General features: G+C 40.3%; 22 protein-coding genes. 13 read left to right on the top strand and 9 right to left on the bottom strand.

Going from position 1 to position 23,347, the window contains the following annotated elements:
• Entirely contained in the window at positions 1–3,021 is a 3,021-nt protein-coding gene (locus AC04Q1_RS17485; protein ID WP_478365860.1) for an amidohydrolase family protein, read from the bottom strand.
• 112 nt (positions 3,022–3,133) lie between these two features.
• Between AC04Q1_RS17485 and AC04Q1_RS17480 the strand changes: the two genes are divergently transcribed.
• The 10 genes from AC04Q1_RS17480 to AC04Q1_RS17435 all read left to right on the top strand — a co-directional run bounded on the left by AC04Q1_RS17480 (position 3,134) and on the right by AC04Q1_RS17435 (position 11,513).
• Positions 3,134–3,580: a cytochrome B gene (locus AC04Q1_RS17480; RefSeq protein ID WP_478365859.1), complete on the top strand. Its 447-nt coding sequence runs from the start codon at positions 3,134–3,136 to the stop codon at positions 3,578–3,580.
• Between the two features lie 377 nt (positions 3,581–3,957).
• A complete protein-coding gene (locus tag AC04Q1_RS17475; RefSeq protein ID WP_478365858.1) occupies positions 3,958–5,355 on the top strand; it encodes an anthranilate synthase component I family protein in 1,398 nt (465 codons plus the stop codon).
• 52 nt (positions 5,356–5,407) lie between these two features.
• Positions 5,408–5,992: an anthranilate synthase component II gene (locus AC04Q1_RS17470; protein ID WP_478365857.1), complete on the top strand. Its 585-nt coding sequence runs from the start codon at positions 5,408–5,410 to the stop codon at positions 5,990–5,992.
• Between the two features lie 84 nt (positions 5,993–6,076).
• Positions 6,077–6,898 (top strand): indole-3-glycerol phosphate synthase TrpC, encoded by an 822-nt coding sequence (trpC, locus tag AC04Q1_RS17465; RefSeq protein ID WP_478365856.1) that lies wholly within the window; start codon positions 6,077–6,079, stop codon positions 6,896–6,898.
• Between the two features lie 89 nt (positions 6,899–6,987).
• Positions 6,988–8,178, top strand: coding sequence for a GTPase HflX (gene hflX, locus AC04Q1_RS17460; RefSeq protein ID WP_478365855.1), 1,191 nt, complete (start codon positions 6,988–6,990; stop codon positions 8,176–8,178).
• A gap of 397 nt (positions 8,179–8,575) precedes the next feature.
• Positions 8,576–8,953 (top strand): 30S ribosome-binding factor RbfA, encoded by a 378-nt coding sequence (gene rbfA / locus AC04Q1_RS17455; RefSeq protein WP_029274533.1) that lies wholly within the window; start codon positions 8,576–8,578, stop codon positions 8,951–8,953.
• A 5-nt stretch (positions 8,954–8,958) separates the two neighbouring features.
• Positions 8,959–9,588 (top strand): PAQR family membrane homeostasis protein TrhA, encoded by a 630-nt coding sequence (gene trhA / locus AC04Q1_RS17450; protein WP_478365854.1) that lies wholly within the window; start codon positions 8,959–8,961, stop codon positions 9,586–9,588.
• A gap of 7 nt (positions 9,589–9,595) precedes the next feature.
• Positions 9,596–10,282: a peptidoglycan DD-metalloendopeptidase family protein gene (locus AC04Q1_RS17445; protein WP_478365853.1), complete on the top strand. Its 687-nt coding sequence runs from the start codon at positions 9,596–9,598 to the stop codon at positions 10,280–10,282.
• Between the two features lie 163 nt (positions 10,283–10,445).
• Positions 10,446–11,102: a TonB family protein gene (locus AC04Q1_RS17440; RefSeq protein ID WP_478365852.1), complete on the top strand. Its 657-nt coding sequence runs from the start codon at positions 10,446–10,448 to the stop codon at positions 11,100–11,102.
• Positions 11,103–11,108: 6 nt separating this feature from the next.
• Positions 11,109–11,513 (top strand): hypothetical protein, encoded by a 405-nt coding sequence (locus AC04Q1_RS17435; RefSeq protein WP_478365851.1) that lies wholly within the window; start codon positions 11,109–11,111, stop codon positions 11,511–11,513.
• Here AC04Q1_RS17435 and AC04Q1_RS17430 read toward each other — a convergent pair.
• Positions 11,490–12,374, bottom strand: coding sequence for a diacylglycerol/lipid kinase family protein (locus AC04Q1_RS17430; protein ID WP_478365850.1), 885 nt, complete (start codon positions 12,372–12,374; stop codon positions 11,490–11,492). The two genes, AC04Q1_RS17435 and AC04Q1_RS17430, sit on opposite strands and share 24 nt — an antisense overlap.
• A 56-nt stretch (positions 12,375–12,430) precedes the next feature.
• On the opposite strand from AC04Q1_RS17430, the gene AC04Q1_RS17425 reads away from it, so the two are divergent.
• The gene (locus AC04Q1_RS17425; RefSeq protein WP_478365849.1) at positions 12,431–13,405 is read left to right on the top strand and encodes an App1 family protein; all 975 of its coding nucleotides are present in this window, start codon (positions 12,431–12,433) and stop codon (positions 13,403–13,405) included.
• A gap of 289 nt (positions 13,406–13,694) precedes the next feature.
• On the opposite strand, the gene AC04Q1_RS17420 is transcribed toward AC04Q1_RS17425, so the two are convergent.
• Positions 13,695–14,063, bottom strand: a complete 369-nt coding sequence (locus tag AC04Q1_RS17420; protein WP_113949056.1) for a YccF domain-containing protein — start codon at positions 14,061–14,063, stop codon at positions 13,695–13,697.
• 108 nt (positions 14,064–14,171) lie between these two features.
• Here AC04Q1_RS17420 and AC04Q1_RS17415 point away from each other — a divergent pair, with 108 nt between their 5' ends.
• On the top strand, positions 14,172–14,525 hold the full coding sequence (locus AC04Q1_RS17415; protein WP_478365848.1) for a hypothetical protein: 354 nt from the start codon (positions 14,172–14,174) through the stop codon (positions 14,523–14,525).
• Between the two features lie 59 nt (positions 14,526–14,584).
• Here the strand turns inward: AC04Q1_RS17415 and AC04Q1_RS17410 are convergent, their stop codons facing one another.
• Both AC04Q1_RS17410 and AC04Q1_RS17405 read right to left on the bottom strand, forming a co-directional pair.
• Positions 14,585–15,784, bottom strand: coding sequence for a DUF1501 domain-containing protein (locus AC04Q1_RS17410; RefSeq protein WP_478365847.1), 1,200 nt, complete (start codon positions 15,782–15,784; stop codon positions 14,585–14,587).
• A gap of 95 nt (positions 15,785–15,879) precedes the next feature.
• A complete protein-coding gene (locus AC04Q1_RS17405; protein WP_478365846.1) occupies positions 15,880–17,322 on the bottom strand; it encodes a DUF1800 domain-containing protein in 1,443 nt (480 codons plus the stop codon).
• Positions 17,323–17,395: 73 nt separating this feature from the next.
• Between AC04Q1_RS17405 and aat the strand changes: the two genes are divergently transcribed.
• Positions 17,396–18,028: a leucyl/phenylalanyl-tRNA--protein transferase gene (gene aat / locus AC04Q1_RS17400; RefSeq protein WP_478365845.1), complete on the top strand. Its 633-nt coding sequence runs from the start codon at positions 17,396–17,398 to the stop codon at positions 18,026–18,028.
• Positions 18,029–18,052: 24 nt separating this feature from the next.
• Here the strand turns inward: aat and AC04Q1_RS17395 are convergent, their stop codons facing one another.
• From AC04Q1_RS17395 to AC04Q1_RS17380, 4 genes are all read right to left on the bottom strand, one after another.
• Positions 18,053–18,676 (bottom strand): TMEM175 family protein, encoded by a 624-nt coding sequence (locus AC04Q1_RS17395; RefSeq protein ID WP_478365844.1) that lies wholly within the window; start codon positions 18,674–18,676, stop codon positions 18,053–18,055.
• Between the two features lie 105 nt (positions 18,677–18,781).
• The gene (locus AC04Q1_RS17390) at positions 18,782–19,564 is read right to left on the bottom strand and encodes a 3-keto-disaccharide hydrolase (protein ID WP_478365843.1); all 783 of its coding nucleotides are present in this window, start codon (positions 19,562–19,564) and stop codon (positions 18,782–18,784) included.
• 65 nt (positions 19,565–19,629) lie between these two features.
• Entirely contained in the window at positions 19,630–19,947 is a 318-nt protein-coding gene (locus AC04Q1_RS17385; protein ID WP_478365842.1) for a YgaP family membrane protein, read from the bottom strand.
• A 187-nt stretch (positions 19,948–20,134) separates the two neighbouring features.
• Positions 20,135–23,026, bottom strand: coding sequence for a DEAD/DEAH box helicase (locus AC04Q1_RS17380; protein ID WP_478365841.1), 2,892 nt, complete (start codon positions 23,024–23,026; stop codon positions 20,135–20,137).
• Positions 23,027–23,347: the final 321 nt, after the last annotated feature.

Genomic DNA, 23,347 nt, shown 5'->3' with positions numbered 1-23,347 from the left:
TTAGTGTGCATGTTCTTTCTCGGTTAATTCTGCTGAATAGTTTTCTAATGTTTCGCAATTGTAAAGGCGTGGTGCATCACCCATCGGACGTTGCGTACGGCCACCTTTACTTTTGCTGTCTAACATCTTTTGGATTAAGCGTGCTTTTTCTGCCTGTTGTGTTTTAATAATCTGTGCATCTTTATCAATATCCCAGTAAGCAATACCATCCACAAAGGTTTTCTCTGCCCTGGCATAGATAGAAAGCGGGTTGGCTGTCCAGATTACCACATCGGCATCTTTACCCGCTTTTAAACTGCCCACTTTATCGTCGATATGCAGCATTTTAGCAGGGTTAAGCGTTACAAATTTCAAGGCATCTTCTTCAGGAACGTTACCATACAATACTGATTTACCGGCTTCCTGGTTTAAGTGACGGGCCATTTCGGCATCATCAGAATTGAAAGCAGTGGTAATGCCCACATTGTGCATAATTTTTCCATTGTAGGGGATGGCCTCGGCCACTTCATTTTTATAGGCCCACCAATCGGAGAAGGTTGAACCTGCAATACCATGTGCCTTCATCTTGTCGGCCACTTTATAGCCTTCCAAAATGTGGGTAAAGGTGTTGATCTTGAATCCTAAACTATCAGCCACATGGATGAGCATATTGATTTCGCTCTGCACATAAGAGTGGCAGGTAATAAAACGTTTATTGTTCAGGATTTCTACAATGGCATCTAGTTCTAAATCTTTACGTACACTGTTGCCCTTAACCGAAATGGCTTTTGCATATTCCTTCGCACGGGTAAACTCGTCTACAAAGGTCTGTTCAACCCCCATGCGGGTAACCGGGAAACGGGCACCTGTACCGAAGTTACTTTGTTTTACATTTTCGCCCAGGGCAAATTTGATGAAGCCATCTGCGCCTACAAATTTTAATTCTTCAGGTGATTTCCCCCAGCGGAGTTTAATCAACTGCGACTGACCGCCGATCGGGTTTGCCGAACCGTGTAAAATATGTGACGTAGTAACCCCACCAGCCAGCTGGCGGTAAATGTTTACATCTTCAGAGTTGATGATATCGGCAACGCGAACTTCAGCTGAAACTGATTGTGCACCTTCGTTAATTCCGCCAGATCCTGCAATGTGCGAGTGCTCATCAACAATACCTGCGGTTACGTGTTTGCCGGTGGCATCGATCACTTTCGCGCCACTTGCCGAAAGGTTTTTGCCAACCGCTTTAATCTTTCCGTTTTCTAAAAGCACATCGGCATTTTGAAGGACCCCCTCTTTCTCGTTTGTCCAAACGGTGGCGTTTTTAATCAATACCGTTTCCTGTTTAGGGAGTTCGCTGCTGCCAAAAGCGGAGAAGGGATAAATTACCGGACCTAAGGCCAAAGTGGCTTTCGGTTCTTCCTTTTTAGGCATTTCTTTCGCCGCTTCTTTATAGGTTGCGGTAAACTTTCCGGTAGTGCCATCTGCCAATGCTGATTCGCCTTTGAGGGTAACCGGGTTTGCCGAAGTAATGTAGCCACTCAAACGGATATCGCCCTTAGGGCTTTTCTTTAAGTTGAAATTGATGCTTACCCAATCGCCGTTTCTGGTAAAGGTTGCGGTAGTTTTAACGCTATCTGCACCTACTCTTTCAACTGCCGCGGTAGAACCACCTCCTGTACCCGTAATTTTTAGGATAAGTGTCCCAACACCATCAACATTTAAGTTATAAGTGCCACGAACATCGCTTACATCCATCTTATTAACGATGAAACGTTTGCCCTGTACCCAGTTTTCGAAAATAATGTTTCCGTTTTTGAAGAGGTTGTCTGAAGAGATCAGAAAGTTGGCTACTTTTCCTTTTTCAAGGGAGCCTACTTTATCGCTGATACCCAATAATGAAGCAGGAATTTCGGTAACCGATTGTAAAGCCTGTTTTTCAGTCAGGCCGTTTTCGATTGCCGTGCGGATATTCGCCCAGAAATCGCGGCTGTTTTCTAAACCGAAGGCAGTTAAAGCAAATTTAATTCCTGCTTTTTCTAAACTTCCCGGATTGGTTGGTGCCAGTTCCCAGCCTTTCATCTGCGATAAAGTTAGGTTTCTGGCTTCAGCAGGATCTTCCACATCGTATGCTTTTGGGAAAGTTAAAGGGATAATTAAACTTGCTCCCGTAGCTTTCACTTCATTAATGCGTTGGTATTCGTCGCCGGTAGATTTGATGATGTATTTTTTGCCAAACTCTTTACCGATCTTATCCGCACGGAGGATGTTCTGCCATCCATCTACTTCAAAAATCTGTGGCATGGTTTGCTGTTTGCCAAACTCATCCAATGAGATGTTGTATTCGTCTTTTTGTTTACCATACCATTGTGCATCGTAATAGGTTTGACGTAGTAATGCAATCGAACCCATTAAGGAAGTAGGATAATCGTTTGATGAAGTTCCTTTGTTAAACGAATAATTGGCTGCGGTTTGGTCTTTTAAGATCACGCTGTTATCAGCACCTTCATTTAAGGTTACGGCAGCAGAAACACCACGGGCAATGCCGTCGCGACTGATAACGTTTACGCTTCCGAAACCTGCTTTACGCAATTCATCAGCCTTTTTAGGGTCGGTGGAAAAGATACTTTTAACATAGGTTTCAGGTCTGATGGATTCGTTCCAGCCATAAGCCCCTTTTTTGGTTGATACAAAAATAGACTGACGCTGACCACCAAAACCACGCTGTTGAGCAGGTGCTTCAGCCAGACCATAGCTGGTAAAAGCATCAACTAAGGATGGATATACAAATTTTCCTTTAAGGTCGATCACTACATAACCTTTAGGTACTGCCAATCCGGCGCCCACGCCCTGAATGGTCTGTCCTTTAATTAAAAGTGTGGCATTTGTTAAGGTTTGGTTGGCATTCACTACTATTGTTGCATTGGTGAAGGCAAACATTCCAGGCCGGGTATCGAAAGAACCGTTAACGGGGAAGGTAGTTTGCTGTGCAAACAGAAATGTAGTAGAAATTACCAGCCCGATGGCAAGTAAAATTTTCTTCATAATAAGTTTTAGGTTTAATTTGTTTAAAACTAATATAAATTAGCGTTCATTCTGCTGAATATCCTATATTTTACAATTAATGTCTATTTTTGAAACATAGAAATTTATTAATATGAACGATATTTTAAAAAGTGCCCACTCTGGATGGCGCTATGTGGTTTTTCTTTTATTAATTATTGCTGTTGTTAAGGCTTTATCTGGCTGGTTTGGCAATAAAACGTATACAGAAGGAGATAGAAAACTCAATGTTTTCACTTTAATCAGTGCGCATATTCAGTTATTGATTGGTTTGGTGCTTTATTTTAGCGAAGGATGGTATAAACTGAGCAGTGCAGGCGCACCCGCAGTACGCTATTTTAAAATGGAGCATATTACAATGATGGTGGTTGCAATTATTTTAATCACGGTAGGTAATGCCAAATCGAAAAAAGTTGCCGAAGCCGTTGCAAAACACCGTACCATTGCGGTTTTCTTCGGATTGGCTCTGATTTTAATTATTGTAACCATTCTGTTGATGGTAAAAGAAGTTCCGGGAAGATCGTTTTTTGGCATTTCGTAGTTAACCGCAAAGCACGCAAAGGTTTTCGCAAAAGGGGCGCTGAGCCACTTACCTTGAATCTTAATCTCTGTGTTCTTTGCGTTTTCACTTTGCACCCTCTGCGGTTAATAGATATTTATTTTCATATTTATTTCGGTTTTTCAAAATTCTTTATATTTTTGTCGCTCATGATCAGCAATATACATACATGGCTTTGGCAAAGTAATTCGAAAACGGATTGCGCTGGCTGCGTATGAGAAAAATATAGTTTATCAACCTAAACCTTATAAAAGAACCATTAAAGCCCGGCGTAGAACCACACGCCGGGTTTTTTATTGTTAAAAAATTACGAGAATGCAAACCATAAGCCTTACACCTTATACCATTTTACCTTTATCATGTATAAAATAAATACCACTTACAAAAAAATGCTTGCCGATACCACAACACCAGTGAGCATTTATTTACGCTTACGTGATGTGTACCCCAACAGCATCTTATTAGAAAGTTCCGATTACCACAGTAGGGAAAACTCAATGAGTTTTGTTTGTGCCGATCCTGTTGCCGGAATTATTTTAAAGGGCTCGCGATTGGAAACCTATTTCCCGGATGGAACGGTAGAAATTACAGAAAGTAAAAACCTGATCGAAGAGATCGCTGATTTTAAAGATCAATTCAGAGAAACGGAATTGCCTGAAATCAAGTTTATTTCGAGCGGTCTGTTTGGGTACTTTACCTGGAATGCCGTACAGCATTTTGAAGATATCAAATTTACCTCCGAGACGCCAGAGGGTGAAGAAATTCCGGAAATGCAGTACCATTTGTACCGTTACCTCATTGCGATCGATCACTTCAAAAATGAAATCACACTTTTCAAAAATACTTTTGAAGGCGAAGAAGAGGGTGGACTGGAAAAAATGGAATACCTGATCCAGAATAAAAACTATCCCGAATATAAGTTTCAGTTGCGTGGTGCAGAGAGTTCGAACCTCACCGATCAGGGTTTTATGGATCTGGTAGAGAAACTGCAAAAGCATATTTACCGGGGCGATGTTTTTCAGATTGTACCTTCAAGAGCCTATAAGCAAGCCTTTTCGGGTGATGAATTCAATGTGTATCGTTGCCTGCGTTCGATAAATCCGTCGCCATATCTGTTCTATTATGATTATGGAAACTTTAAACTGTTTGGTTCTTCGCCTGAAGCGCAGATTACCATTAAAAACAATTCGGCCAATATCTTCCCCATCGCAGGGACATTTAAACGCAGCGGAAACGATATTGAAGATGCCGAGCAGGCACGTAAATTAGAGCAGGATCCAAAAGAAAGCGCAGAACATGTAATGCTGGTGGATCTGGCCAGAAACGATTTAAGCAGGCACTGTAACCGTGTGGAGGTAAAATCTTTTAAAGAAGTACAATATTATTCGCATCTCATCCATCTGGTAAGTAAAGTGAGCGGGCATTTGCAGGAAGATGTAAGCGCTTTTAAAGTAGTTGCCGATACTTATCCGGCGGGTACTTTAAGCGGTGCACCGAAATATAAAGCCATGCAACTGATTGATGAAAACGAAAAACTGGGCAGGAATTTCTACGCCGGAGCAATTGGTTTTATGGGCTTCAACGAAGATTTTAACCATGCCATCATGATCAGGACCTTTATGAGCAAGAATAATGAACTGCATTACCGTGCAGGAGCAGGTATTGTGGCCGATTCGGTTCCCGAAACCGAAATGCAGGAAGTGAACAATAAAATCGCGGCATTGCGTAAAGCGGTGCAGATGGCAGAAGCAATATAGTTGGGAGTGATGAGTTTTTAGTTTGGAGTAAAATCCACTAATAAGAAATATAATGAAAGATATAAATAATAAAACAGTTCTGGTAATCGATAACTACGACAGCTTTACCTACAATCTGGTGCATTTAATTAATGAGGTGGGTTACGAGGCCGAGGTTTGGAGAAATGATAAATTCGAGCTGGCCGATGTAGATAAATATCATAAAATTTTGCTTTCTCCTGGCCCTGGTATCCCTGAAGAAGCAGGCTTATTATTGGATGTTATCAGGACCTATGCGCCAACCAAAAGTATTTTTGGCGTTTGTTTAGGTCAGCAGGCCATTGCCGAAGTTTTTGGCGGTACTTTATTGAATTTAGGAAGGCCCATGCACGGAATTGCTACTCCGGTAACGGTTGTAGACGGCGATGAGCCATTATTCTGGGAATGTCCGCAAACGATAAATGTTGGAAGGTACCACAGCTGGGTGGTGAGTAAAGAGAATTTCCCGTCTTGTTTAAAGATCACCGCAAGAGATCACAAAAGTGAAATTATGGCGCTTAGACACGAAACATTAGACGTTCGTGGCGTACAGTTTCACCCTGAAAGTGTATTAACGGAGTATGGAAAACAAATGATGGAGAATTGGTTGACGACCTAACCCCACAGCCCCCTAAAGGGGGAGCTAAAAGCAAGTTGGAAATAGCAGGAGTTAAAATTTAAGCAAAATTTTTATAAAAAAGATATGAACGATGGAAAGTCAAAGCCCTCTTTAGGGGGTGGGGGGTCTATACTAGATAAAATCGTATTACGTAAAAAGGAAGAGATCGCAGATGCCAAAGCTTTGGTTTCAGTTCAGGATTTAGAAAGTTCGGCGCACTTCAACAGAACGCCTTATTCTTTTAAGGAGTTTCTTTTGGCGGGTGACCGTACTGGGATTATCGCTGAATTTAAGCGCCGTTCACCGTCAAAAGGTTTGATAAATGGCGTCGCTGACGTTGCCGAAGTAACACAAGCCTATAATGCCGCAGGCGCATCTGCCCTGTCGGTATTAACAGATGTAGATTTCTTTGGGGGTAAAACCGATGATATTTTGGCGGCGAGGGCAGTAAACGATATTCCGATCTTAAGAAAGGATTTTATGATCGACGAATACCAGATCCTGGAGGCAAAGGCCTGGGGTGCTGATATTATTCTATTGATTGCCTCAATATTAACGCCTCAACAGATCAACGATTTTGGAAAATTTGCGAAAGATTTGGGGTTACATGTGCTGTTAGAGGTGCATAACCTGGAAGAGCTGGAGCGGAGTATCTGTCCGAATCTGGATGCCATTGGGGTGAATAACAGGAATTTAGGTGATTTTACCGTTGATATCCAGACTTCGTTCGATTTAGTAAACAAAATACCAAATGAGTTTTTAAAAATCTCGGAAAGTGCCATTAGCCATCCGCAAACGATTAAAGACTTAAAAGCTGCAGGCTTTAACGGATTCCTGATTGGCGAGAATTTCATGAAGACTGATGATCCGGGAGCTGCGATACAGGAATTTGTAGCGCAGATATAGCCTGTTCAAACCTTATTGGGCTCAAAGACCTCTAAGGTTTGAACAAAAAAAATACACATTCGCAAATTTCGTATATTTGCCTCAATTACATGGGAAAACAAAAGACTTACGATACTGCTGTAGTGCAGGAGCGGGCAATTTTAGTTGGAGTAGTTACTCCTGGCGAAAAAGAAGCCCAAACAAAAGAATATTTAGATGAGCTGGCCTTTTTGGTGGATACAGCCGGTGGGAAGGTAGAGAAAGTTTTTACACAGAAGATGCTTAAACCAGAACGTGCAACATTTGTGGGTACGGGAAAACTGGAAGAGATTAAGGCTTATGTAAAATCGGAAGAAATTGACGTAGTGGTTTTCGATGATGAATTATCGCCCTCGCAATTGCGCAATATCGACCGCGAACTGGGTGTAAAGGTTTTGGATAGAAGTAATCTGATCCTGGATATTTTTGCCAACAGGGCCCAAACGGCACAGGCAAAAACCCAAGTGGAGCTGGCACAATTGCAATATGTTTTACCACGCCTAACGGGTATGTGGACCCACCTGGAACGCCAGAAGGGTGGTATCGGGATGCGTGGTCCGGGTGAAACGCAGATTGAAAGTGACAGAAGGATTATTTTAAACAAAATCTCTTTGTTAAAAGAGCGTTTAAGAAATATCGACCGTCAGAACGAAACGCAGCGTAAAAACCGGGGTCAGTTAATTCGGGTAGCTTTGGTTGGTTATACCAACGTGGGTAAATCGACCATCATGAATATGCTGTCGAAGTCGGAAGTATTTGCAGAGAATAAGTTATTTGCGACTTTAGATACCACTGTTCGTAAAGTGGTGATTGAGAATTTGCCTTTCTTGCTTTCTGATACCGTTGGATTTATCCGTAAACTGCCACACCATTTGGTAGAGTGTTTCAAATCTACCCTGGATGAAGTGCGTGAAGCTGATTTATTGATACATGTGGTTGATGTTTCGCATCCTAACTTCGAAGATCAGATTAATACCGTTAACGAAACCTTAAAAGACATTGGTGCGATTGATAAGGACATGATTTTAGTTTTCAATAAAATTGATGCCTATGTTTCGCCAGAGCTTGAAGATGAAGAAGATGATGGTAAACTCACTTTGGAAGACTTTAAGAAAAGCTGGATGAGTCATGATAAGGTGCCGGTGCTGTTTATATCGGCAACACAAAAAGAAAACCTGGAAGAGTTTAAAACACTATTGTACGATAAAGTAAAAGCTGCACACGTGGCGAGATACCCGTATGATAGTAATTTGTTATATTAGATTAAATTCCGTTTTTGCATTACGGAGAATAAGCCTTATTGTTTTTAATGTAAACCACAGTTTGATTATTGAAATTTCTTTTGGGGTGTTATACTAGGTGTTTTTTTTCTTAGAATTGTTACCCTGAATTTATTTCAGAAGTCTATTTGCAGGAGAGGTGCTGAAATGAATTCAGCATGACGATCCGCCTTAGAATAATATTAATCGAGCTCAGGTTGTGAGGTTTCAAAAGTTTTTACAATTTAGAGTATTTATTGTTGATACCTCTTGATATTAGCAGATTAATTATGGTCTGATAATTGACTATTGGATTGATGATTTTAAAACCTTATCAGTTGAATTTTATCGGCTTTACATGCCTGATAATTGATTATTGGTAATTGATAATTATAACATTATGGAAAGTAAACGTCAGCAGAAATTTGCAGGAGTATTACAAGAGGAGTTGGCACAGGTTTTTCAGCGGGAAGGTGCTGCATTTTTGCCCAATACATTGGTAACCATTACCCGTGTCCGGGTTTCGCCGGATTTAGCCGTGGCTAAAGTTTACCTGAGCTTTTTTAATACCAATAATACCACACTTTCTATCAATACGGTTAATGCGCATTCGGGCGAGATCAGGTATAAACTGGGCAGCAGGATCCGCCACCAGGTTAGGGTAGTGCCAGAACTTACATTCTTTGTTGATGACACGAACGAGTATGTAGAGCGCATGGACCATCTTTTCGATAAGATTGCAAAAGAACCAAGACAAAAAGACGAAGACAGCGAATAATTTTTGTGAGGAAGCTAAGGGAACCTGTTAATTTCTTCACTCATTTTATCCCGGCACTAATCGCGATTCCGGCAGGATATATATTGCTTCAAAAGAGTGATACCCCGATCGAATATACTGCTGCATGGATTTACAGCATCGGCACATTTATCCTCTTTGGTGTAAGCGCAATGTATCACGGCTATCCGGCAACTGATTATGGTGTGCGTTTTTGGCAAAAATTCGATCACTGCTGCATTTATTTAATGATTGCAGGCTCTTATACGCCAACGGCCTTACTGGTTTTCGATGGCTGGTTGCGTTGGAGTTTGTTCGCCATCGTATGGATTATTGCTATTGTGGGTTGTCTGCTTAAAATTTTTAACCGTTTAAAAAGTACAGCAATATCCTTGTCTATCTATATATTAATGGGTTGTTTAATTGTACCTCTGCTGCAAAAAATGCTGGGTACATTACCTATTGGCGCAATTTTCTGGTTATTGTTCGGTGGTATTTTTTATATCGCCGGCACCTATTATTATGCAAAGGACAAACAACTCTTCAGATGGATGCACAGCCACGAACTTTGGCACCTGTTTGTGATCGGTGGAGCTTTATCCCACTATATTTATAACTTCGTTTATATTTTTAAGTAGATAATCAATGCAAACATTCGATCAGGTTATTCAATCAAATACTTCACTGATCCAAAAGGTGGTTGATTTTGATGTGCAACAAGATCAGGTTTTAGCTTTAGATTTTACAGCAGCCAATACGGAGCTAACTGATGAGATCCTGGATGATACCGATCTATTCTCAGATTGGGTTAATGAAAAGCTGGCTAAAAACAATGCCCGTTACGGAATTGGCGGATACAACGAACACCGCACGATTTATTCTCGAAGTGCACATTTTGATGCCGGAGAAGAACCCCGCAGGTTACATTTAGGTGTAGATATCTGGGGACCGGCAGGAACACCGATTTACAATTTTTACGATGCAACCGTGCAAAGTTTTGCCTATAACGATAACCTTGGCGATTATGGTGCAACAATCATCTTAACTTACAAGATCGATGGTTTTAAATTTAATACTTTATACGGGCATTTAAGCCTGGCCTCACTAAATGGACTAAAAGAAGGTAAATTTATCCCTGCAGGAGAAAAAATTGCCGAACTGGGTGTAAAGGAAGAAAACGGATATTGGCCGCCACATCTTCATTTTCAATTAATCGAAGATATGGGCGGGCTAAAAGGCGATTACCCAGGCGTGTGTAAGTTTAGCGAAAGAGAAAAGTATTTAGCCAACTGCCCTGATCCGAATTTAATTCTGAAGGCTACTTTTTCTTAGCTCTAACACCGGGAACACCGAAGGCGGAGAACATGAAAAAGTTTTATTATTAGCCACGGAGGCACAGATCAACAAGGAATAATTTCTGTGCTTTCGTGGCAAAAAACTCTTCTTTGCTCTGCGAAAAACTTTGCGTGCTCTGCGGTTAAAACCGTAAATTAGTATGATGAAAAAGCTATTCACTATTTGTTTACTTTTCTACTGTTCATTGGCTATGGCCCAGGTTCAGTTTAAATCGGGTAAAAGTGGTTTTACCAACTTCCTGAGAGAAAATACGATCTATCCCCGGTTCTCTAAAGATAATTGTATACAAGGAACGGTAAATGTAAGTTTCAAACTCAATGATCAGGGAAAGGTTTATTTTTCGAAAGTGAGCAAAGGCATATTGTCTGATCTGGATGAAGAAGCCCTGCGTTTGGTTCGGATGAGCAGTGGAAAATGGCAGGTGCCAGCTGGTTACGATACTACCGTTTCGATCGTGGCCCCGGTAAATTTTGTGCTTTCGGGCTACAATTGTGAAGGAAAATCGAGCGAAGCCATGCAGGAATCCGTCCGCAGTTATCAGGCGGAAGAAGCGTTGACCAATTCAGTAATCAATTTTTATAAGAACATCGACCAGGCAAAACCCGGACAGGAAATTCAGATTATTCGAATCAAGAACCAGCTGGGGATTGACGATGAATATTTGAGCGATAGGATAAAAATGGGCTTAAAAAAGATAAAACAGGGTGATAAACAAGGTGCCTGCGAGGATTTTACTTTTGTGAAATACATGGGGAGCAAATTGGCCGACGATTATCTATCGAAGTATTGTAAGTAATCATTAATGAAAAACACGACCAGATTTTTTGCTGTATTGGATATCATTAGTATCATATTGCTGGCAAAGCAGTTTTGGCAGATTTTAACGCATTTAAATGAAATCCCCGATCAGATACTTTCACAGGCCAAGGTTATTTTGTTATTGCCCTTATTTGTATCGTTGTTTATTTCGGCCACCGGTTTAATCTTATTTAAGAAATTTGGCTTTATTACCTATTATATTCAATTCCCTTTCCGTTTAGTAGTGTGGGTATTTTCTATCGGTTTTATTACTTATCTGCCAGAAGTATTAAACCTTGGCGATCGCTGGTTCGATATTCTATTCCGTGTTTGTTTTATCGCCGAGTTCTTCAGGTTGTATTTTATTGTGAAGATTCACCGCGCCTTACCCGATCGCTATCGGGTCTGATCCGTTAGGTAAAACTACGGTTATGGCTGCTGGAAGAATGCTTGCTTCAACGGTATTCACACCACCGATATATTCTCCATCCACTTGAAAATGCGCTTTGTGCTTAGAAGAAATTTTTACTTCGGCCGTTTGGAATACTTCCACCTTCTTTGGGTTGAAAGGCAATTTGGTGATCCATACTTTTAATATTTCGAGATAAGAATAATCCTTCACCAAGATCACTTCAAAAAGTTCATCATCCAGTTTTCCATCGGGATTTATTTTTAGTCCAGAACCATACATCGTTGCATTGGCAATGGCTACCATTGCTGCTTTAGAAGTGATTGTTTCATCTTTAAGCTTCAGCTGCACTTCCATTCGGCGGTGGTTCCATAAGGCATGCCAGGTGGCTTTGGCATAACCCCACATGCCACGTTCGGGCAGGGTATCAAACTTCTTCACCAGATAGGCATTAAAACCTAAATCGGATAAATGGATGCAAATTTCATCATTTAATTTAACCACATGAATTTTCTGTAGTTTACCTTCGTCTAAAATAGCCAACGCCGGCTCAATGTCGGTTGGTATACCCAGTTCCTTAGCCATCCCATTGGCCGAACCTGCAGGGATAATCCCGATAGGGGTTTTGGTATTCAGCAAACATTCGGCGACCAACTTTAGGGTTCCGTCACCACCAACCGCTACCACACGGTCTGCTTTCGAGCTGGTAATCTTTGCCTTTATTTTGTCTAAGGAACAATCTTTTGGCAATTCGAAAAGATCGACCTCGGTTTTTTTTGCGCTAAAATGTGTAGAAATTACTTCCTTTAAATTAATATCGTGACTCCCAGAGCCCGGATTGATGATGAACAGTAATTTCATGTGGTTGCCTTATGTTTAATCACAAACAACTTTTAATAAACTCTGTTTTAATAATAATGAATAAATCTGTTAGTGTAAAAGTATATCACGGTTATGGTCATACCCAGAATTTAGTTGTTTATGGCCATGTTTTTAAACGTAAGGCAAAAACGCAGCAGATTTTCAGCAACAATATCTTTGTAAATATCATACATCTGTTTAAGCTTTTTATCTTAAAACCTTATGCTTTTGTTGGCGTGCGGTTAAAGTTTTTTGATCAGACCATTGATAATAGAACTGAAGCGGACGGTTTTTTTAAGTTCGAGTGGAAAGCCGGGCATGATGTTCCGGCGGGCTGGCATGAGGTAAAGGTGGAGGCATTTGATGAACATGAGGGCATTTTAAGCGTAGGAGAGGGGAAAATTTATGTGCCGCACATTACCCAATATGCTTTTATTTCGGATGTAGATGATACGGTGATGATTTCGCATTCGGCAACCATTGGGAGACGACTGCGAGAGTTGTTTATCAAAAATCCACATACACGGAAGACCTTTCCTGATGCCGCCAGTCATTACCAGCAATTAGCACTTTCGCATACCGAATCTCATCAGCCCAATCCTTTCTTTTATGTGAGCAGCAGCGAATGGAATCTATACGATTATCTGGTCGAAACTTTTAAGTTTAACAAATTGCCAGATGGTGCCTTTCTTTTGAATACGCTGAAAAGATGGAAAGATTTAATCAGAACCGGTAAAACAGGGCATGAGGGCAAGTTATTGAGGGTAATGCGCATTTTGGATGCTTTTCCTAATCAGAAATTTGTTTTTTTTGGCGACAACTCACAGCAGGACCCTGAAATTTATTCGTCGATAGTTGAGAAATACCCCAAAAATATAGAAGCGGTGTATATCCGTAATATTCGCCCCGAAAAAGAAGAAGAAACCAGGGATTTGCTTAAAAAAGTTGAGGAGAAAGGGGTGAGCGCTTGTTTATTTAATAGTAGCAATGAAGCGATTGAACATTCTAAGTTTCTAGGTTTGATCCATTAGTTTTCGGAGAGCAGTTGTATTGCTCAGCGGTTTCGATAATCCCGCTTTACTTTCTCCCGACTCGGTCGGCATCCATTCAATCGGGTCTAATTACAGCGTTTTTTGCTCATGGAAACAGGCTATAGTTCAATAAACCTGACAGCAGCGGCAGCCCCGAATTTTTTGTGAGGGCTACAGCGGATGGCAGGACTTTCGGATCCGATTAGCACAGAACCCAGCTTTTCAAAAAAAATGCTTGTATATTTCTTTACTGTGATCGAAAAGATGAAACTATGTAGGTCTATCCAAGTTAAGAAATCGACTTCCCGAAAGGGGTAAAAGCCAGATTCATTAACTTAAAATGCTGACGGCCGAATGGAATACCAATAATGGTAATGCAAAGCAGTATGCCAAAAAATAAATGTGTTAAGGCAATCCAGAAACCACCACAAAAAATCCAGATCAGGTTCATGATGGTAGAAAGGCAACCTGTGTTTGATGAAGTATCGGTTATTTTAACCCCAAAAGGAGCCAGGCCAACAATGGCGAATTTAAAACATTGGATGCCAAAGGGGATACCTACAATGGTTAGGCAAAGGATTAAACCTCCGATAATATATTCGAAGAAAATGAATATGCCGCCAAAAATAATCCAGATAATATTGCCTAAAAAGTTCATTGTGTTTTTTTTAGTTTAAGATTTCATAACTGGTGATTTGTTACAGTCCGTCCTATGCATCATCACGTATTCTTCGTAATTTAGAATCACACACAAAAGAAACACAACATGAAAAAATTAATTCTTGCAGCGGCGACTGTCGCTTGCTTTGGCCTGTCGCGTGCCAAAGCCCAAAATGTAAATGGTGTAAAGCTGACCGATATCCATGCAGATTATATCCAAGTGCGGGCAGTAAAAAGTTTTTTAGCCGATAAACAGTGGATTGCCTTTGAATACGGGCAAAAAGTAGGCGATTATAGCGAAATGTACATCAGAGACGATAATGACAAAAAGCTCGAATTTAATTCTGCATTAGATTGTGTGAATAAGATGAAAAGCTATGGCTACGAGCTGTTTAGTGTTTACACCGAGCAAACCGGTACAGATTCTAACTGGCCTGTTTATGTGCTGAAGAGGAAGTAAGAAAAAGAAGTCAAGTTTAATAGCGCGTTGGCTACTAAACTTGACTTCTTTGGAGGTTTTTATATAAAATCGAGTGTATTAAATTTCTTATTCAGGATATCAGCATTGTTAACATCCAGCCATTTGTCTAAAATGGTACCATAAACCTGCCTGAAATCCAGTTGATATTTTAAATCGCCGGTATCTAAATCACTTAGATTTGGTGCAGCATTAAAAACGCCCTGTTTTTTCAGTTTTCCACCGAAAACAAACATGTTATTTGCTGTTCCATGGTCGGTACCATTACTGGCATTTTGTTCTACCCTTCGGCCAAATTCAGAGAACGTAATTACCAGGGTATCTTCCAGTTTATTGTTCGATTTTAAATCTTTCAAAAAAGCGGCCATGCCTTCGCTATATTGTTTCAGCAGATTTCCTTGTTGGCCAATCTGATTTACATGCGTATCGAAACCACTTAACGAAACATAATAAACCCTCGTTTTTAATCCTGAAGATATAAACTTAGAAACCGTTTTCAGTTGGTTGGCAAAACCCGAAGTTGGGTAAGTTGATTTCGATTGATAAATTTTGGATGTATTCTGAATATAATTGGCAGAAGATGAAGTTTCGATCATGGTTTTATACAAATAGCCCAAATTGTCTTCATCTAAATGTTCTTTGTCGTTCTGCAACATGGCCTTAAAAAAGGGATCGTTGGTGTTACGGAACAAGGCTGCAGGATCTTTCAGGGCGATACCTTTTTTAGTCTGCCCCTTCATAGCTAAGGAAAGCGAATCGTCAACCTCAATTGCCGTATAAGGGAACTTGCAGGTTTGGCAATTGCTATCTAAATAACGGCCAATCCATCCGGTTGAAAGGAATTGGTTGCTATCGCTACCGGTTTGCCAGATATCCATCGAACGAAAGTGAGAACGGTCGGGGTTGGGATACCCCACATCGTTGATGATGGTCATCCAGCCTTGATCGTATATTTCCTGCAGGGCAGCCATATTGGGGTTTAAACCCTGCATATCGTTCAGTTTAATTACCTCTTCCGGTTTAATGGCTATACTTTTTCTTTTTTGATAATAGATATCGTTCCCAAATGGGATAACTGTATTTAAGCCATCATTCCCGCCGGAGAGCTGTACCACAACCAAATTTTTATATAAACTCAGTTCATCAAGTGCCATTGCCTCCAGCGGTTTCATAAACGCCGGAACGAATAGCGAACCTGCAGCAACAAATCCTGTATTTCTTAAAAAATTTCTTCTGTTCATCTTGTTAGTTTTTAGCTAATTGCCCATGGTTCATGGTTTATAGTCAATGGCTTAGGTAATCAGCTTATTGGCTATTGACCATCAACTATCGACTGTTAACACAATTGATACTCGGGCATACTGGTAATTTCGACTGCCGTACTGCGCAGCCCCTTATTATCGCTCACCATTGTAGTAATTTTTGCATTTAACTTCGGTTGTAATAAAAATTCGGTCAATGCCAATGGTGTTAAACCTTTTGGTAAAGTATCTAAAAATTTAGGCCAGTTGGCATTTGCATTTACATACGATTTAGGTTTCGTATTGGCATTTGCATTGGTGGTTGCTGTGCGGCTTAAAGCAATTACGGCTTCATCTTCAGGATCGGCTTTACCGCTGAAATCGATTTCCCCATCATTTAAAACCAATGAAGGGATCCGCATCCTCAACATTAAAGAGGAACTATCGATCCAGTTTTGTCCACCTGGCCAGCCCGCCACATTTGGTGGATTAAATAAATACTGGCCCAAACTGCTTTGCAACTGAATTAAAACCTGAGGTTTGTTGTAGGTAACATAAAACCCGCGGCTTAAACCCACCAGAAATTCAGCTGGTGATTTAATTTTGGTGCCCACATTCTCCGGGCTATAGAACCAATCGGATGTAAACATTTTTTTCATCATCGAAGCGATGTCGTACTTCGAATTGTAAAAATGGGTAGCCAATTCTTTAACGTGGGTTTCATTTAGATTATCATTAACAAAGAATTTGTATACTTTCCTGGCGATAAATTGTGATGTTTCAGGCTTCTCTAAAATAATATCGATGATGTTTTCCCCTTCAAAATTTCCGATCTTTCCGAAAAAGTTTTTTGTTCCGGTATCATGTAAATTCTGTCTGAAAATAAAGGTTCCATCTTTATCATACATCCAGCCGGTAAAAGAACGGGCAGATTCCTTGATGTCCTGCTCTGTATAATTCCCTCTACCCAGTGTGAAAAGTTCCATAAGTTCGCGGGCGAAGTTCTCGTTGGGCTTCCCTTTTCTGTTTTGTTGGTTATTCAGGTATTGCAACATCGCGGGCGACTTAGAAACCTCAACCAGTAAAGTTTTAAAGCTCCCCAATGCGTTTTCTCGCTGGATGTTGTTTAACTGTTGCGCAAAAAAAGGGTTGTTGCTGCGGCAGGCAAAATGGCCATGCCAAAAGAGCGTCATCTTTTCCCTTAATGGCGCATCGGTATTGATCATCTTATTGACGAAAGCAATGTTCAGATCTCGGCTCACTTCGTTTTGCTCGCGGATAATCTGTTGGCGCATTTTCTTTTCTTCATCATTCAGATCTTTTTTTGAATATAAACCTGCCTGTAACAAAAGCTGTCGCCTTGATTCATAATCATTCACTAAAGTGATTGGATCGTGCTTTTGAGAATCTTTAAGCAGGTTATCCACAACCTTATCGAGATTTTTTCTGCTTAATTTTTCAAGGTCTGTATAGGAGATACCGAAGCCGGCCCGGTTGTAAAGATGTTTTACTTTTACGAAATTATCTTTTGCGCTCATAGTAGGCTGTTTTACTTATGACATATTTAAAACGCCAGGGTTTAATCTTTGTTTTCTTTCTTTATTTTTGTTGATGTTTTTTCAATTACTAGATGATAACCCTGGTTTCCCGGATCCGGCATTGGCAGAAGAAGATGGTTTATTGGCCATAGGGGGTGATTTAAGTACAGAAAGACTGTTAATCGCCTACTCGAACGGCATTTTTCCCTGGTTTAGTGAAGGAGAGCCTATACTCTGGTATTCGCCACATGAGCGTTGCGTCATTTATCCTGATAAAATCAAAGTCAGTAAGAGTATGCGAAAAATTTTAAAAGAGGAGATTTTTAAAGTCACCTTCAACAAAGCTTTTTCAGATGTAATTTTGAACTGTGCGAATACCGAAAGAAAAGGACAGAACGGCACCTGGATTACGAATGAAATGCAGGATGCTTATATCAAGCTTCATCAACAGGGCTTTGCACACAGTGTAGAGGTTTGGTTGGATGACCGATTGGTAGGCGGTTTATATGGTTTAAAAGTTAACCGCGTGTTTTGCGGCGAAAGTATGTTTAGCCATGTGAGTAATGCTTCAAAAGCCGCACTCATTTTTTTAAGTAAGATGAATATCGATTTAATCGACTGTCAGCTACCTAATGATCATTTAATGAGTTTGGGCGCAGAAATGATCAGCAGGGAATTGTATACCAAAACGCTCCAGACGGCTTGATGCCAGCGGGTATTTGGGATTATCTTATTTATGTGAGTGCCGATCTTCATTTTCCCCATCGATCAAACCCTGTTCGCGCATGGCTTTTTCGATCCTTCTATCTGGGATAAACCAAATGCAGGCCACGGTAGAGTAAAGTGCCACACCAATCCACGGGTTTATAAAACTAAAGCCGACACCGGCAATATAAAAAAGGAGTGAATATTTGCCCTTTGCATCGTTCCCGATAGCATTTACGACCAGTGAATGTTGCCCTTCTGTCTTTTTAATTACGATAACTAGAAGCGTGTAGGCAAGTGCAGCTAAGAAAAGCACGACACCATACATCATAACCGGCCATAAGGCAAAATGATGTTCGCCCATCCAACCGGCAGCTACAGGAAACAGTGATAGCCAGAATAGAAAATTAAGATTGGCCCAAAGCATTGATCCATTTACTTTTTTAACCGCATGCATTAAGTGGTGGTGATTGTTCCAGTAAATGCCTACATAAGTGAAACTTAAGATGTAGCTAATGAATTTCGGGATAAGCGGTTTTAAGCTGGCCAAGGTATCGCCATGTTCGGGTACCTTGATCTCTAAAACCATAATGGTGATAATAATTGCAATTACACCATCGCTAAATGCTTCTAATCTGCCTTTGTTCATAAAAACCGATGCTAATTTGATGGTACAATTATCAGTCAAATTATTTTATAAAACAAAACCTGCAAGTTTTTGGCCTGCAGGTTCCTTATTGTTGTTTTGTTGAAATTATAATTCTCTAACCCAAATGTTTCTAAAGCTAATGGCCGGACTTGGGTCGCCATGATCTTGCAACTTAATTGAAGACGGGCCGTGTTTTTTGTATTCAGGCGCTCCGATATACCGGGTTTCACCTTTTAATACGTAACCGTTCTGTAAAAGTACTCCATTTAAAAATAGCGTAACGCTTGCTGGTTTTTGTACTGTTCCATCTTCATTAAAACGTGGTGCATTCCAGATGATATCGTAATATTGCCATTCACCTGGTTTTTTGTTGGCATTTGCCAATGGAATAGCTTGTTTGTAAACACTACCTGTTTGTCCGTTTACATAGGTTTTGTTGTTATAAGCATCCATGATCTGGATTTCGTAACCGTCATCACCTCCACCTGTTGAAGCTAAAAATACACCGCTATTTCCGCGTGCTTGGCCTTCGCCGGATATGTTTTCAGGAATTTTCCATTCCATGTGCAATTGATAATCGGTAAACTTTTTATTCGTTTCGATATTTCCTGTGCCTTTTTTTACCGTAAAAAATCCATCATCGATTGTCCAGGCAGCTGGTTTTGAAGGATCTTTAACCGAATGCCATGCATCCAGATTTCTACCGTTAAAAAGAATGGTTGCATCAGATGGTGCATCCTGAGGCAATTTGCCTGGTGTAACAACTTTAGGAACGGGTTCCCAAACCTCAGTTGTTTTTGGGTCTTTGGCAGGATCTGGTTTTTTATCTTGTGCCATAGCTTGCCCTGCGAATAGCACAGGAATAAATAATAGTGTGTACTTGTTCATAATTGTGGTTTAACTTTTTAAAGTTAACCAGTTTATTAAGAAATGGAAATTTAGTATTTAAAATTTTACCCCAAATCGTCAACAACGTAGGTTTCACTTATAATTACTTCATCAGGGGCCAGTTCTTCTTTTCGTTGTTCGGCCAGATCGCGCATTGGGCAATAACCCGTAATGCCGCGGTATAATAGTCCAGCGCCAATTGCTGCACCTGTTAAGCCAATTACCGGGTGCGAAAAAATACTGGTAATGCCTTTAAATAGGAGATAAGTGCCTGCTGCACCAGATAACCAACGCTCAGATTTTGAAACGTTTTCGAACAACTCAGGGTATTTCCAGGCTTCTTTAACGTTATTTACTGCTCTATTAAAATCTTGATTTGTCATGATGGTAGAATTTATGTTCTATTGTATAACAAGTAAGGAGGGAATGAGTTTTGAAAAGAAATTTAATTGTGAAATCCATAAGATTTATCGTCATTTCGAGCGATGTGCAACGCCATCGAGAAATCATTATGATAGATCTCTCCATTCCACTGCGTTTCAGTCGAGATGACGAGTTAAGTATTGGATGCTAATTCAGTATATCCCTGATATCCTCTTTACTCAGTGATTTAAAGAAACTTTCCTCGGTAGTAATCAAAGAGTTTGCTAAAGATTTTTTACGGTTTTGTAAAGCAAGGATTTTCTCCTCTACCGTATCTTTGGCAATAAATTTATAGATGAAAACCTTTTTGTCCTGGCCAATGCGGTGCGTTCTGTCAATGGCTTGTTGCTCTACGGCTGGGTTCCACCATGGGTCGAGGATAAAAACATAATCGGCCTGTGTTAAATTTAAACCTACGCCGCCCGCTTTGATCGAAATCAGGAAAACCTTGAGGTCGGTATTCTGCTGAAATTCAGAAACAATTTCGCCGCGGTTACGGGTCGAACCATCCAGATAAGCGAAAGGAATATTTTCGGCCTCGAAATGTTTTTTGAAGATATCAAGGTGTTTTACAAACTGAGAAAAAACCAGAACCTTATGCCCGCCTTTAAGCACGTTATCGAGGGTGTGGATCACGTTTTCAAATTTCCCCGAATCGGAGATGTATTCTCCGTCAATCATTACCGGATGGTTGGCCAACTGGCGTAAAGCCGTTAGTCCCTGTAAAAGCTGAACCTGTTTTTGTGCAAAAGTTCCATCGTCCATACTTTGCAACAGATCGTTGCGGTATGCAGACTTAGTTTTTTCGTAATAGGCTGCCTGATCTTCGCTCATATCGCAATAAATGACCTGCTCCGTTTTAGGCGGTAACTCTGCTGCCACTTGTTCTTTCGTTCTCCGGAGCACAAAAGGTTTAATGATCGATTGCAGTTTGCGCGCTTTTTCTTCGTCTTTTTTCTTCTCAATCGCCTGCACATATTCTTCATAGAAAAATGCCTGTGTACCCAATAAACCCGGATTCAAGAAAGTTAGTTGCGACCATAAATCGCTTACCGAATTCTCTACAGGCGTACCGCTCAAAATCAGTTTGTGCTTTGATTTTAAACTTCTAACGGCTTTAAAGGATTTTGATGCCGGGTTTTTAATGTTCTGACTTTCATCCAGGATGATATAGTTGAAATAGAAGTTTTTCAATTCATCTACATCTACCCTGGTTACACCATAAGTGGTAATGATAATATCGTAATTGGCAAAATTGGCCACATCCTTATTTCTGTTGGTACCTGTATGGGCCAGGATCTTAAGCTTAGGGGTAAATTTTTTTGCTTCCGTTAGCCAGTTATAAATTAAGGAGGTTGGCATCACAATCAGTGAGGTTGATTGGGTCTCCAGCAACTGATCATCCTCCTTCACTTTTTGGAGCATGGCCAATGTTTGGATGGTTTTACCCAAACCCATATCGTCGGCCAAGCAACCGCCGAAATTATATTCGCGCAAAAAGCTAAACCAGTTATATCCGGCTTTCTGGTAATCGCGTAAACTGCCTTTAAAGTGAACGGGCATCTGTGTGTCGGCAATATCTTCAAAATCGGATAGGCGCTGAAGCTTGCGCTCCAGGGTAATATTTGCTAAACTATCTTCAGCCAGATCGTTTATTAAACCAATATGGTGTTTCTTTAATTTTAATGTTTTTCCAGCTTCTGCAAGACTGAATAAACTGCCGTATTGAGTAAACCATTTATCGGGAATAATGGCCACTTCGCCATCTGGTAATAAGAACTCTCGTTTTTTATGTAAAATATGTTGTTTTAACGATAGAAAAGGGATCTGGTATTTGCCAAACCAAACCACAGCATTAATATCAAACCAGTCGTTTCCTTCTTTAACTTCGAGATCGATTTTACTGGCCCCGAATACGAATTTTTTCTGCCCGGTAGCCTGTTCAATTTCGAAGCCGGAGGCATGTAAGATCTCTATGTGTTCGTTTACCCAATTAATAGCACCATAACTTGGGTTTTCTTCAGCCGAAGCCACTTCTAAATTGCTGAATAAAGAACTCGTTTTTTTAAGCCCTAACGATAACAACAGGTTGAATTGTTTTTTCTCCCATTCTGCCGAGCGTTTTACCCGGTGAAAAATATAGTTATCGGCCGTTTTTTCTAAACGTACAGTTACTTTATGCGCATTTTCTATCGGGAAAGTATATTCGCCGTATTTGAAATACAGTTGAATTTGAGAGAGACCGCCATCAACATATAAAACTTTAATTACGGGTATCGCCTCAAATTGCTCTGTTCTAATCTCGAAACCCTCTGCATATACGTGGTGTTTCTCGATTAAGGGTGCCACAAATTTCTCGAAATAAGTTGCTTCGGTAGTTTTAGGTATGGCAATAAAACGTTTATTTAAAAAGGGTTGTAATTTCTTACCTTCTATATCCTGATCGAAAAAATACAATACATCATTTAGCAATAACCAGGCAGGTTTATTGCTGATGATCTGCGCTTCTTTGAACATAAATTCAATGCGCAGGTTTTGATATTTGATGGTCGGGAAATAACGTGTTTCGGTTTCGTTCCTCCGGAAATGGAAAAGAATAGACGCAGGTTCGGCCGCAAGTTCGATCTTGCGCTCTACTGGCCAGCCATCTTTATCCATTACATATAGCTCGTTTTTAACCTTTAATATTTCTAAAGCTTCTGCAAGTTTCTTTTCAATTTTAGGACGTACATTTTCATAAAACTTATCGTCGAAAATTTTGGTAAAAAACTCTGTAGGCCTGATTAATTTTTTATAATACTTTTTAATCAGCGAGTCTTGCTCGATATCATCTAGAATTTTGATCAGCTTATAATCAATTTCGCTTAAGCAGGAATTAAATTCTTCTGCGGTATGGGTGAAAACCCGCTGATAGGTAAAGGAGAAATCGCCCTGTGGATTAAGCTGAACTACATGTGGTTCAATTAAATAGCCCAGGTACTCATGCTTGCACAAAGAGTACACCACTTTACAGGCTTTAGAACTATCGACACGTAACATTGATTGGATTGAAATTTTTGTAAGCTAAGCGCTTAAAAAACTTTAAACTTACAATATTTTGAGGTCACATCAAAAGAACTGGCCTTTTTTGGAATAAAAATTATACTTTTTTTATGAAAATGAAAAAAGCGGATTGGATTACAGCAAATTAGTTAGCTCAGCTACCCGAACCTGTTAATTTTTAACATTTAGCCTATCTGAAATATTATTTATGGGCAACAGAAAGATGCTCAGGGGATAAAGTGCTATTAATCGTTCGAAGCCTGAACCACTGATCAGCGGCATTGATAGAGAACAAAAACCCGGAAAATTTCCTTCAGA

It is taken from the genome of Pedobacter humicola (genome assembly GCF_056490705.1).
This window is presented reverse-complemented; position numbering and strand designations above follow the sequence as displayed.